Below are 12,207 nucleotides of genomic sequence, written 5' to 3'. Positions count from 1 at the left end.
CGCGATTCAACTTGGCTGCAAGATGCTAGTCTGAATCAATATCTCAAACGCTTGAATCAAATTACCGGCGAACAATCGTAACATGCTGTTTACGCTGCCGTTTGGCGATTTGCTTACCGTGTCCTTTGGCCGTTCTTCAACGCTGCCCTGCTAGAAGGCAACAGGCAGGGGAAAGCAGACCAATGAGATCGCTTTTGGGCGGCATCGCGCTTGCGGCCATCTTCGTCTTGTCGGCTACAGCCGAAACGCGCTACGACCGCAAACTCGAAGAGGCGGTGATGGGCGTCGTCGCCGGCAAGATCGGCGAAATCCGTGGCGGCTTCTCCTACAAGCAGGCGCCGCAATTCGCCGTCGTGCCCGATACCTTGCCGAAGGCGTCCAGTTCCGCTGACCGGCGCGCACACAGGTGTCCGGCGACAGCAGCGACGGTCTGACGCCGGCCGTCGAACGGCGGGTTTCGCGGACCATATTCTAAAGCATGATCCCGAAGAGACTCTAGAAACTAGAACCACATGTCCCGCACACAGCGACCATCTCTCGGCAAATCCTCGAATGTATCGAGACCCTCGAAATGGTCGATCGGGAGATCGGCGACGGCCTCGGGCGGCGCAAGCCTCACATTGACGGCGATGCGGTAGCGCCCAGCCGCCTCGGGATGCAAACCGCGCCAGGCCAGGACGCAAGCGCAGGTTGGGCAGAAGAGAATCTCAAGCGAAGGATGAGCCTTTCCGACGCGCCGATAGGCGCTTACGGGCCCGGCAAGGCGGATGCGTTCGTCGACATAGTCGTAAGCCCAGAGCGTGCCGTAGCGACGGCAAAGTGTGCAATTGCAGGCAGTGATCGAACCGGGATCGCCCTCCAGGGTCCAGTGGGCTGCGCCGCAGTGGCAGGTTCCCGTCAGCATGTTCCTCCTCCACGTTTCGACGGCTAAACGGCATCTCTTTCTTAGCATTGCGTCGGGTCTCGTGCGAGGCTCGACAAACAGCGCAGCGGCTTGATGCGCTCACCGCCTTTCCAACTATGCCTTGTCTGATCGCCAAATTCCTTGCCATCATCGTTGGCTTTCGCCATGAAGGCCGATGACTTCCCTTCCGCCAGCCAGCATACGCCAGCGGCTCGACGAATTGCTCGTCCAGCGCGGCCTGTTTGCCAGCCGCTCGCGTGCCCGCGACGCGGTCGAGCGCGGCACCGTGACGGTCGATGGCATCGTCGCCCTCAAGCCGGGCCAGGCCGTTCTGCCTGAGTGCAACATCGTCGTTGACGATCCGGCGCAAGGTTACGTGTCGCGCGCTGCACTGAAGCTGAAGGCTGGTCTCGACCATTTCGCCCTCGACCCCACCGGCAACGAAGCGCTCGATGTCGGCGCCTCGACCGGCGGCTTTACGCAGGTGCTGCTCGAACGCGGCGCGGCGCATGTCACGGCGATCGATGTCGGGCACGGCCAGATGCACTCCGACATTGCCGGCGATCCGCGCGTGACGGTAATTGAAGGCCTGAATGCGCGCGAACTATCGGCCGCCGATCTCGGCGGCCGTGTGCCGGATTTCATCGTCTCGGATGTCAGCTTCATATCGCTGAAACTGGCGCTGCCGCCGGCGCTTGCCTTGGCCAGGAATGGCGCAAAAGCTGTGTTTCTGGTCAAGCCGCAATTCGAGGCCGGCCGCGAGGCGATCGGCAAGGGCGGCCTGCTGAAGGACCCCTATGATGCGGCGCGCATTGCCGGCCTGATGCAGGACTGGCTCGATGCCATTCCCGGCTGGCGCTCGCTGGGGCTTCATCTGTCACCGATAGAGGGCGGCGACGGCAACCGCGAGTTCCTGCTCGGCGGCATCAAGGACGTCGAGACCCAGAGGCGATGAGCACCCGTTTCACGATCGCAAGGTTGGGCTCGCAGGGCGACGGCATCGCCGAGACGGAAACCGGCGAGGTTTTCATTCCGTTCGCGCTGTCGGGAGAGGTCGTCACCGCCGCGCGGGAGAAAGATCGCGCCACCTTGATGTCGGTCCTTGAGGCTTCGCCGTTGCGGGTCGATCCGCCGTGCCGGCATTTCGGCGCGTGCGGCGGCTGCGCCGTCCAGCATCTCGAGACTGAAGCCTATCACCGGTGGAAGCGCGAAAAGGTCGTGCATGCGCTGAAGAGCAAGGGCATCGCTTGCGATGTCGGGGCGCTGGTGCCGTGCGCGCCGCACACACGCCGCCGTGTCGTCTTCACCGCCCGGCGGAGCGAGGCGGGAATGCAGTTCGGCTTCGTTCGCGCGCTGTCATCCGAGATCATCTCGATCGAGGAATGCCCGATCTCGGCGCCGCAGATCGTCGCTGCGCTCGACCGTTTGAGGATGCTTGCCGGACTGATCTGCACCACGACCAAATCGTTCCACATGGCGGTGACGGTGACCGGTTCCGGCCTCGATGTCGCGGTTCACGATTCCGGCAAGCTCGGCGAGAACCAGCGCCGCGTCGCTTCCAACTTCGTCATCGCCGAGCGGCTAGCCAGGCTGTCGGTCGACGGCGAAGTCATTATCGAACCAAACAAACCGGTCGTCCTGTTTGGTGGCGTCGCCGTCGCAGTGCCTCCGGGCGCTTTCCTGCAGGCGACCGAGGCTGCCGAACAGGCGATGGCCAACATTGTCGTCCAGCATTTCGCGCGCGCCAAAAAGGTCGCCGATCTCTTCGCCGGCTGCGGCAGCTTCGCGCTGCGCCTAGCCGCAAGATCGGAGGTTCATGCGGTGGAAGGCGATGCGGCAGCACTCGCGGCGCTCGACCGGGCATTCCGTTTCGCCAGCGGCCTGAAGCGGGTGACCGGCGAACGTCGCGACCTGTTCCGGAGGCCGCTGACATTCAAGGAGTTGAATGCCTTTGACGGCGTTGTCTTCGACCCGCCTCGCGCCGGCGCCGAGGACCAGTCGAAGCAGATCGCGCGCTCCGACGTGCCGCTCGTCGCCGCGGTGTCTTGCAATCCGGTAACGCTGGCGCGGGACCTACGCATCCTCATGGACGGCGGCTACGCCCTGAAGAGCGTGACGCCGATCGACCAGTTCCTGTGGTCGCCGCATGTCGAGGTCGTGGCGCTGTTGGAGAAGCCGAGACGAAGGCGCTAGCAGCCAGGGCCTGAAACGCGCACCAAAAAAGCACATTTTGAACGCACGTCGTTCAGACTGTGCTAGGGAATTGCCATGAGCACCGCAGCCTTCGAAATTTCGGCATGGCGCTTCGGCGAGGAGCGGGCGCGTTTCTCTCGCCAAGGCGGGTCGCTGAACTGCTAGGGGTTAATATGACAGAACTGGCGGGGCTGACCGGTCTCGCGCGCAACACGCTTGCCGCCAAGTCCGGTGCGCGCAAGGTCGACGCCGCATTGAGTCCCATCGTCCGTATCCTGGCGATGGCCGGCGAGATGGCCGGTGATGAACATCGTGCGGCGATCTGGTTCAAGCATCAGCCGATCCCCGGTTGGGCCGGAAAGACCGCCTACGATCTGGTTCGCGAAGGCAAGACGGACAAGGTGCTTGCCTATCTGGAGGCAGTCCGCTCCGGCATCTATGCCTGAAACCAGGCTGACCCTGTGGCGCGCTTTTGTGCCGCGCTGGGCCGCTGTGAGCTGCTATGCTTCTTGCACGCGTTCGTATCCGGCCGCCTTCGCGGCCCTGACGAACTTGCGGTCAAAAGTCGCGAAGCCAGCGCAGTGAGCGGACTTGCCCAGATGCAGCGCGTCAGCGAAATCCAACCCCTGTTCCGAGAGGTCGAGCGCGGACGACACGACCGCCCCGTCTTCCACCTCTACCGTGGGAAGCCCGCTAAACACCCGTAGCGTACGGGCGATTTCAAGCGGCGCAAAACCGTAGGCGCTGCGCAACACCCATTCGACTTCCAGCATCACCGTGACGGCGACAAAGACCGGCTGGCTATCGATCAGCGCCCGGGCGCGGGAAGACTGCGACGGGTGATCGCCCGTCAGGTAGCGGACGATCAGGTTGGTATCAATTGCGAGCATGGCGCCGCCGCGCTTCGGCGAGCACGCCCGCGTCCATTTCTTCCAACGTCTTCGGCCTGCCGCTATAGCGCAGCGATCCAAACACGTCCTCTGGCCGCGTCTCGGCGAAGACTGGCGCAGGCTTCAGTAGCACGCCCTCCGGGGTATCCTCGACCAGAAGGCGTGTGCCGGCATGCCATTCCCTCCGTTTCCGGATCGCGCTGGGCAGGATGACCTGTCCCTTGGTCGAGACCGTAGTTACGAGCTTCTCTGCGGCAGCCATCTCGGCACGTCCTTAGGTGTAAGACGAATGTAAGATAGTCGAAGCTCTCGGCAAATTCAAGGCGCAAGCTACTCCTACTTAAAGCGATGACAAGGCAGTGGGCGGCGGGGATTGGTTGTTCCGGAGCGGCGATAATTCGGCGTCAACTCCATCAAACCCTGGTGCCGCCGACTGTCATCTGGTTCATCCTGAGATGCGGCTGGCCGACGCCGACCGGCACGCCCTGTCCGGCCTTGCCGCACATGCCGATGCCGGTGTCGAGCTTCATATCGTTGCCGACCATCGAAACCCGATGCATGGCATCCGGCCCGTTGCCGATCAGCATGGCGCCCTTGATCGGTTGCGTCACCTTGCCGTTCTCGATCATGTAGGCTTCGGTGCAGCCGAACACGAACTTGCCCGAAGTGATGTCGACCTGGCCGCCACCGAACGACACGGCATAGATGCCGTTCTTGACTGAGGCGATGATCTCGTCCGGCTCCATGTCGCCTCCTGTCATGTAGGTGTTTGTCATGCGCGGCATAGGCTCGTGCGCGTAACCTTGGCGTCGCCCGTTGCCGGTGGCTTTCATGCCCATCAGCCGGGCGTTCTGGCGGTCCTGCATGTAGCCGACCAGCTTGCCATCGTCGATCAGCACGTTATGGGCCGATGGCGTGCCCTCATCGTCGACGGTAAGCGAACCACGCCGCTCGGGCAGGGTGCCGTCGTCAACGACGGTGACGCCTTTCGCCGCCACCTGCTGGCCAAGCAGGCCGGCGAAGGCCGACGTCTTCTTGCGGTTGAAATCGCCTTCCAGCCCGTGGCCGACGGCCTCGTGCAACATGACGCCCGGCCAGCCGCTCGACAGCACGATGTCGAAAGTGCCGGCAGGTGCTGGAACCGCTTCGAGATTGACCAGCGCTTGCCGCAATGCCTCCTTGGCCGCGTGCCGCCAGCTGTCCTCGATCAGGAATTCACCAAAATCCTTGCGGCCTCCCATGCCGTAGGAGCCGCTCTCCTGGCGGTCGCCGTCGCCGACCACCACCGACACGTTGATCCTGACCAGCGGACGGATGTCGCGCACCATCTGGCCGTCGGCGCGCACGATCTCGACATGCTGCCAGGAGGCGGCGAGCGACGCCGTCACCTGCCTGACGCGCGGATCCTCGGCCCGCAGCCATGCATCGATTTCCTGAAGCAGCTTGGCCTTGGCCTCGAAGGAAGGCGAGGGGATAGGGTTTCCGTCGCTGTAGAGATGGCGGTTGGTGCGGGCAGGCGCTGCGGCAAGCGTGCCGGAATAGCCGCTCTTCACCGTCGAAACGGCATCGGCGGCGCGCAGCAGCGAGGCTTCGGAGAGATCGCTGGAATGGGCGTAGCCGCTGGCTTCGCCGGCGACGGCGCGCAGGCCGAAACCCTGGTCGGTGTTGAAATTCGCGGTCTTCAGCTTGCCATTGTCGAACATCAGCGATTCGCTTTCGCTATATTCGAGAAACAGTTCGCCGTCGTCGGCGCCGTTAATAGTCTCGGCAACGATTTGCTTGATGCGATCGTCGGAAATGTCAAATTGGCCGATCAGGCTGTTCATGGCAGGTCCATTCGCAGGAGGATTGTTTCCCACGATGTAGGCGCGAAGGCCCGCACAGACAATCTGAAATGAGATTTGCCGTGACCCGGCCGGTCAACATCACTGGATCATCACTGGATCGTGCTACAAGACCCGGTCTCAAGGCAGGGCGGCGAAGCCGTCGGCGAAACCCTTGAGGTCGACGGGAATGCCGATCCCCTCTTCCGGCGTCTGGAAGACGATGAAGGTGGCGGACGTACCGGTCTTCAGCGTGTCGAGCAGCGGCTTTTCCAGGATGACCTCGGCATAGCAGCCGTCCTGGAAACAGCGCACGAAATACGCGCGGCCGATATCCTTGCCGTCGACATTGAGGCCGAGGCCGTTGGGCAACAGCACGCCGAGCGGCGCCAGCACACGCAGGATTTCGGCCTTGTTGTCGGCTGTGCGCAGCACGACAACGGAAAGACCCATTTCCGGACGGTCCTCGGCGACGACGTTCTGCATCATCACGCATTGTTCGGATGTAGCACCGGCGGGCGTATCGCAGATGATCGACCACGCCCCATGCGTTGACTTCACCGTGCCGCTTGGCTGCGCGGCATTGGCCAGGCCGGCGCCGGACAAGGCTATTGCGGCGGCAACAAAGATGACCTTCGCCAAGGTTCTCGAAAGCCAAGGGTTCATGACGGCTCCATTGCGAATCACGGCACTTTAAGCCGCACTAAACCCAAGTAAAGGACGAGACCCCGGCGATCCGCCCCGACACAGGCAACAATGCGCTTTTCCGTGCCAATTTCGCCCTAATTGCGACGGTTCCGCGCGCCGCGCAGCTCATTCTACCCGGATGCCGCTCTGGTGATTCGCGGCGAGCCGTCACCGCACGAAGCCAGCGCCGCGCTTGCGCGCAAAAATGCCGCACGGGTTCCGGCGCTCCTTTCTTGCGGAGGCAAATAGAGTATGGTTTGAACCAGCCTTGAATTGTCCGGGATTCCCGTCCCGGCATTGTTCGACATTCTTGCGGTCCGATCGCGAGGAACTGGGAGATGACGAGGGCGATGAGAAAATTCCTGGCAACCGCCAAAATCGTAGCTAGTGCCGCCGCCACGTTGTTTGCCGCTGCATCCGCTCATGCAGCCCAGCCCCAACCTTGGGAAACCAGTTTTCAGCCTCCGGCGACCGACATTATGAGGCAGATCGAGTGGTTCGGGAACTACTCGTTCGCGTTCATCATTGTGATCACCGCCTTGGTGCTTTTCCTGATTGCCTATTGCATTTTGCGGTTCCGGGCGAGCGTCAACCCGACGCCGTCGCGCACCAGCCACAACACGCTGATCGAGGTCATCTGGACTGTCGGTCCCGTGGTCATCCTGCTCTGTCTCGCCATTCCCTCGTTCCAGCTGCTGACCGCGCAATACACGCCGCCGGAAGAAGCCAAGCTGACCGTCAAGGCGACCGGCAATCAGTGGAACTGGGACTACGAATACCAGGTCGACAACACGCTTTCCTTTAATTCCGCGATCCTTCAGGATGCCGACAGGGCTGCTGCCGGCAAGGAAGATCGCGCCGCGTATCCGCGCCTGCTCGCCGTCGACAATGAGATGGTGGTGCCGGTCAGCACCATGACCCGGGTGCTGGTGACGGCGACCGACGTCATTCACGCCTTTGCCATGCCGTCCTTCGGCATCAAGACCGATGCGGTGCCGGGCCGCATCAACGAGGTCTGGTTCAAGGCGGACAAGGAAGGCCTCTATTACGGCCAGTGCTCGGAACTCTGCGGCAAGGACCACGCCTTCATGCCGATCGCCATTCGCGTCGTCTCCGATGCACAATACAAGACCTGGCTGGCGGCAGCCAAGACCGACCTTCCCGGCGCCAACAAGGCGCTGATGGCCGAGGTCGATGGCACGAACAAGGTAGCGGCCGCCGGCAATTGATGCCGCGACCAGAAAAGATTCAGGGAACGGAGCCGACCATGGCGCACGCTGCAGCTCACGACGACCACGACCACAAGCCGTATCATGGCTGGGTCCGGTGGGTGTATTCGACCAACCACAAGGACATTGGCACGCTTTATCTGATCTTCGCGATCATGGCGGGCTGCATCGGTGGCGCCTTGTCGGTCGTCATGCGCATGGAATTGCAGGAGCCGGGCATCCAGATCTTCACTGGCCTGGCGCAGATGGTCTACGGCATGAACGGCGACGCCGCCATCGACGGGGGCAAGAGCATGTACAATGCTTTCACCACCGCGCATGCGCTGATCATGATCTTCTTCATGGTGATGCCGGCGCTGATCGGCGGCTTTGCCAACTGGATGGTGCCGATCATGATCGGCGCGCCGGATATGGCCTTCCCGCGCATGAACAACGTCTCGTTCTGGCTGCTGCCGCCGGCTTTCATCCTGCTGATTTTCTCGGCCTTCGTTCCGAGTGCGCCCGGCGCTTACGGCGTCGGCGGCGGCTGGACGCTTTATCCGCCGCTGTCGACATCCGGCCAGCCCGGACCAGCCATGGATCTGGCGATCCTGTCAATCCACATCGCCGGCGCCTCCTCGATTCTTGGCGCCATCAACTTCATCACCACCATCTTCAACATGCGCGCGCCCGGCATGACAATGCACAAGATGCCGCTGTTCGCCTGGTCGGTGCTGATTACCGCCTTCCTGCTGCTGCTGTCGTTGCCGGTGCTGGCCGGCGGCATCACGATGCTGTTGACCGACCGCAATTTCGGCACCACCTTCTTCGCCCCGGACGGCGGCGGCGATCCGATCCTGTTCCAGCACCTGTTCTGGTTCTTCGGCCATCCGGAGGTCTACATTCTGATCCTGCCGGGTTTCGGTATCATCAGCCATATCATCTCGACCTTTTCGAGGAAGCCGGTGTTTGGCTATCTCGGCATGGCCTATGCGATGGTTGCCATCGGCGCGGTGGGCTTCATCGTCTGGGCCCACCACATGTACACGACGGGCCTGTCGCTCGACACCCAGCGCTATTTCGTCTTTGCCACCATGGTCATCGCGGTGCCGACGGGTGTGAAGATCTTCTCGTGGATCGCCACTATGTGGGGCGGGTCGATTTCGCTCAAGACCCCAATGCTGTGGGCGATCGGCTTCATCTTCCTGTTCACTGTTGGCGGCGTCACCGGCGTGCAGCTGGCCAATGCCGGCCTCGACCGCCCGCTGCACGACACCTATTTCGTGGTCGCGCACTTCCACTACGTGCTGTCGCTGGGCGCGGTCTTCGCGATCTTCGCCGGCTGGTACTACTGGTTCCCGAAAATGACCGGCTACATGTACTCGCCCGTGATCGCGAACACTCACTTCTGGGTCACTTTCGTCGGCGTCAACCTGGTCTTTTTCCCGCAGCACTTCCTCGGGCTTTCCGGTATGCCGCGTCGTTATATCGACTATCCCGATGCCTTCGCCGGCTGGAATATGGTGTCGTCCTACGGCTCGTACATCTCGGCTGTCGGCGTCGTCATCTTCCTGTTCGGCGTCTTCGAGGCGTTCCAGAAGAAGCGGGTCGCCGGCGCCAATCCTTGGGGCGAGGGTGCGACCACGCTGGAATGGCAGCTGCCTTCGCCGCCGCCGTTCCATCAGTGGGAACAGTTGCCGAAGATCAAGTAGGCGGTTGCCTCCTTTAATACGGAACCGCCGGCCGGCCGGCGGTTTTGGCCAACGGAATGATGGACTTTAAGTACGCATGGCCCTTGCCGAAGACAGACTGATTGACGAGCCAGGCTTCCGCATGTCGGAAGCGACGGCGGGCGATTTCTTCGCCCTGCTGAAGCCGCGCGTCATGTCGCTGGTGGTGTTCACTGCGTTTGTCGGCATGGTCGCCGCCCCGGTGACCATCAATCCGCTGCTGGCGGTGATCGCGATCCTGGCTATTGCCATCGGCGCCGGCGCCTCCGGTGCGCTCAACATGTGGTATGACGCAGACATCGATGCGGTGATGACGCGCACCGCCGGCCGTCCCGTGCCGGCCGGCCGCATCCGGCCAGGCGAGGCATTGAGTTTCGGGCTGGTGCTGTCGGTTCTGTCGGTGATGACGCTCGGCGTGCTGGTCAACTGGTTGGCAGCATCGCTTCTGGCCTTCACGATCTTTTTCTATGCCGTCATCTATACGATGTGGCTGAAGCGCTGGACGCCGCAGAACATCGTCATCGGCGGGGCTGCCGGTGCCATTCCGCCGGTCATAGGCTGGGCGGCGGTAACCGGATCGGTGAGCCTCGAAAGCTTGGTGCTGTTCCTGATCATTTTCCTGTGGACGCCACCGCATTTCTGGGCGCTCGCGCTCTTCAAGTCGGAGGACTACGCCAAGGCAGGCATTCCGATGATGCCGAATGTCGCCGGCCAGGCCTCGACCAGACGCCAGATCTTTGCCTATGCGCTGGTCCTCGCGCCGGTTGGCGTGCTGCCCTGGGTTCTCGGGTTCACCACGCCGGTCTATGGCATCCTTGCATTGCTGCTCGGCGCCGGCTTCGTCTGGTATGCGTGGAAGGTGCTGCAAATGGCCGATGACGACCGGGCGATGAAGCCGGCCAAGGCCTTGTTCGGCTATTCGCTGCTCTATCTCTTCGCCATCTTCGCCGCCTACCTTGGCGATTGTGTCGTCTCGCGCGCGCTGACCATTGGTGGAGCATGAGCATGGCCGAAAAGAAGCTTGAACTGGTCACGCTGACCGAACGTCAGCAGAAGGCCCGCCGCAATCGCTCGGCCGCAATCGGTTTCGCGCTGGCGGCGCTGGTCGTCATATTCTACGTCGCGACCATCGTGAAATTTGGTCACAGTTTCCCCGGCTCGATGTGAGCTCACAATGACCAGGCAAACAGTCACCGATCCTACGAAGAAAAACACGAACCGCGTCGTCGCTGGCGTCTGCATCGCGTTTTTCGGCGGCATGATCGGCATGGCCTACGCCGCGGTACCACTCTATGCGATGTTCTGCCAGGCGACAGGCTACGGCGGCACCGTCAAACGGGCGACCCAGCAATATGCCGATCGGGTGCTCGATCGCGACATCACCATCCGCTTCGACGCCAACACCGCCGGCGTTCCCTGGCAATTCCAGCCGGTCGCCCGCTCGATCACCATCAAGATCGGCGAAACCGCCGAGGCGCATTTCAGCGCGACCAACAAATTCAACCGTCCCATCACTGGACGCGCCACCTTCAACGTGCAGCCGGAACTGGCCGGACCTTACTTCAACAAGGTCGAGTGTTTCTGCTTCACCGACACGACGCTGAAGCCGGGCGAGACACTGGACATGCCGGTCGTCTTCTATGTCGATCCCGACATCGTCAACGCGCCGGAATTGAAGGATCTGACGACGATTACCCTGTCCTACACGATGTTCCCGGTCGACAAGACCAAGCCGGTCGCATCATCGGTGCCGGCCGACGGCCGCCGCAACAAGATTTCAGATACCGAAGCAAGCCTCGGGGGTTGATATGGCAGACGCACACGCAAAACCACAACATGACTACCACCTTGTCGACCCGAGCCCGTGGCCTTTCCTGGGCTCCGTCGGGGCGCTGGTGACCGCGTTCGGCGGCGTCTGTTACATGCAATACCTCAAGGGCGGCGATTTCCCGATCTTCGGTTTCAATGTCGCCAATCCATGGCTGTTCTTCATCGGCCTGCTGATCGTCATCTACACGATGTTCGCCTGGTGGTCGGATACGATCAAGGAAGCGCATGAGGGACACCACACCCGTGTCGTGTCGCTGCATCTGCGCTACGGCATGATCATGTTCATCGCCTCCGAGGTGATGTTCTTCGTCGCCTGGTTCTGGGCCTTCTTCGACGCCAGCCTGTTTCCGGGCGAGGTCCATCAATACGCCCGTACCGCCTTCACCGGCGGCGTCTGGCCACCCAAGGGCCTCGAAGTTCTCGACCCTTTCCATCTGCCGCTCTACAACACCGTCATCCTGCTTCTGTCAGGTACCACGGTGACCTGGGCGCACCACTCGCTCATCCACGGCGACCGCAAGGGCCTGATCAATGGCTTGGTGCTGACCGTCGGCCTCGGCATGCTGTTCACCATGGTGCAGGCCTACGAGTACATGCACGCGCCGTTCGGCTTCAGGGATTCGATCTACGGCGCCACCTTCTTCATGGCGACCGGCTTCCATGGTTTCCACGTCATCATCGGCACGATCTTCCTGTTGGTCTGCCTGATCCGCGCCATGAAGGGCGACTTCACGCCCAAGCAGCATTTCGGCTTCGAGGCCGCCGCCTGGTATTGGCACTTCGTCGACGTGGTGTGGCTGTTCCTGTTTGCCTCGATCTACGTCTGGGCATCGAACGGCGCGATGATCGAACCGCACTGAGATCGAGCTGAGGAAATCGACAAGGCGGCTGCGGCGACGTGGCCGCCTTATCTTTTGCGGCAAATGCTCCTAGGATGGACCT

General features: G+C 62.0%; 14 protein-coding genes and 1 pseudogene. 10 read left to right on the top strand and 5 right to left on the bottom strand.

Translation table 11 applies throughout. The annotated features are described in order from the left end of the window. Positions 1-182: 182 nt before the first annotated feature. Positions 183-434, top strand: a complete 252-nt coding sequence (locus NKI67_RS03645; RefSeq protein ID WP_245274600.1) for a hypothetical protein — start codon at positions 183-185, stop codon at positions 432-434. A 68-nt stretch (positions 435-502) separates the two neighbouring features. On the opposite strand, the gene NKI67_RS03640 is transcribed toward NKI67_RS03645, so the two are convergent. Continuing rightward, positions 503-904, bottom strand: a complete 402-nt coding sequence (locus NKI67_RS03640) for a GFA family protein (protein WP_023674122.1) — start codon at positions 902-904, stop codon at positions 503-505. A 175-nt stretch (positions 905-1,079) separates the two neighbouring features. Here NKI67_RS03640 and NKI67_RS03635 point away from each other — a divergent pair, with 175 nt between their 5' ends. The 3 genes and pseudogenes from NKI67_RS03635 to NKI67_RS03625 all read left to right on the top strand — a co-directional run bounded on the left by NKI67_RS03635 (position 1,080) and on the right by NKI67_RS03625 (position 3,543). Continuing rightward, positions 1,080-1,859, top strand: a complete 780-nt coding sequence (locus NKI67_RS03635; protein ID WP_023674124.1) for a TlyA family RNA methyltransferase — start codon at positions 1,080-1,082, stop codon at positions 1,857-1,859. Continuing rightward, positions 1,856-3,097 (top strand): class I SAM-dependent RNA methyltransferase, encoded by a 1,242-nt coding sequence (locus tag NKI67_RS03630; RefSeq protein ID WP_023674125.1) that lies wholly within the window; start codon positions 1,856-1,858, stop codon positions 3,095-3,097. Before NKI67_RS03635 ends, NKI67_RS03630 begins: the two co-directional genes overlap by 4 nt. A gap of 75 nt (positions 3,098-3,172) precedes the next feature. Beyond that, a pseudogene (locus NKI67_RS03625) lies at positions 3,173-3,543 on the top strand (antitoxin Xre/MbcA/ParS toxin-binding domain-containing protein). Positions 3,544-3,597: 54 nt separating this feature from the next. Here NKI67_RS03625 and NKI67_RS03620 read toward each other — a convergent pair. The 4 genes from NKI67_RS03620 to NKI67_RS03605 form a co-directional block, all read right to left on the bottom strand. Next, positions 3,598-3,987 carry a type II toxin-antitoxin system VapC family toxin gene (locus NKI67_RS03620; protein ID WP_023674128.1) on the bottom strand — a complete coding sequence of 130 codons (390 nt, stop codon included), beginning with the start codon at positions 3,985-3,987 and terminating at the stop codon, positions 3,598-3,600. Then, positions 3,974-4,249, bottom strand: a complete 276-nt coding sequence (locus NKI67_RS03615; RefSeq protein WP_023674129.1) for an AbrB/MazE/SpoVT family DNA-binding domain-containing protein — start codon at positions 4,247-4,249, stop codon at positions 3,974-3,976. Before NKI67_RS03615 ends, NKI67_RS03620 begins: the two co-directional genes overlap by 14 nt. Positions 4,250-4,400: 151 nt before the next feature. Then, positions 4,401-5,813: a metalloprotease TldD gene (gene tldD / locus NKI67_RS03610; protein WP_352593356.1), complete on the bottom strand. Its 1,413-nt coding sequence runs from the start codon at positions 5,811-5,813 to the stop codon at positions 4,401-4,403. Between the two features lie 138 nt (positions 5,814-5,951). Next, positions 5,952-6,476 (bottom strand): invasion associated locus B family protein, encoded by a 525-nt coding sequence (locus tag NKI67_RS03605; RefSeq protein WP_023674131.1) that lies wholly within the window; start codon positions 6,474-6,476, stop codon positions 5,952-5,954. 371 nt (positions 6,477-6,847) lie between these two features. Here NKI67_RS03605 and coxB point away from each other — a divergent pair, with 371 nt between their 5' ends. From coxB to NKI67_RS03575, 6 genes are all read left to right on the top strand, one after another. Next, positions 6,848-7,726: a cytochrome c oxidase subunit II gene (gene coxB, locus NKI67_RS03600; protein WP_031211057.1), complete on the top strand. Its 879-nt coding sequence runs from the start codon at positions 6,848-6,850 to the stop codon at positions 7,724-7,726. Between the two features lie 38 nt (positions 7,727-7,764). Then, positions 7,765-9,417, top strand: coding sequence for a cytochrome c oxidase subunit I (ctaD, locus tag NKI67_RS03595; RefSeq protein ID WP_031211058.1), 1,653 nt, complete (start codon positions 7,765-7,767; stop codon positions 9,415-9,417). Positions 9,418-9,493: 76 nt separating this feature from the next. Next, entirely contained in the window at positions 9,494-10,438 is a 945-nt protein-coding gene (locus NKI67_RS03590; RefSeq protein WP_023674134.1) for a heme o synthase, read from the top strand. Beyond that, entirely contained in the window at positions 10,435-10,602 is a 168-nt protein-coding gene (locus NKI67_RS03585; RefSeq protein ID WP_023674135.1) for a cytochrome c oxidase system small membrane protein, read from the top strand. Before NKI67_RS03590 ends, NKI67_RS03585 begins: the two co-directional genes overlap by 4 nt. A gap of 7 nt (positions 10,603-10,609) precedes the next feature. Next, the gene (locus tag NKI67_RS03580) at positions 10,610-11,242 is read left to right on the top strand and encodes a cytochrome c oxidase assembly protein (protein WP_023674136.1); all 633 of its coding nucleotides are present in this window, start codon (positions 10,610-10,612) and stop codon (positions 11,240-11,242) included. Position 11,243: 1 nt separating this feature from the next. After that, a complete protein-coding gene (locus NKI67_RS03575; protein WP_023674137.1) occupies positions 11,244-12,125 on the top strand; it encodes a cytochrome c oxidase subunit 3 in 882 nt (293 codons plus the stop codon). The last annotated feature ends 82 nt before the right edge of the window (positions 12,126-12,207 follow it).

The sequence above is a fragment of the Mesorhizobium sp. M0408 genome, assembly GCF_040321495.1.
Lineage (GTDB): Bacteria > Pseudomonadota > Alphaproteobacteria > Rhizobiales > Rhizobiaceae > Mesorhizobium.
This window is presented reverse-complemented; position numbering and strand designations above follow the sequence as displayed.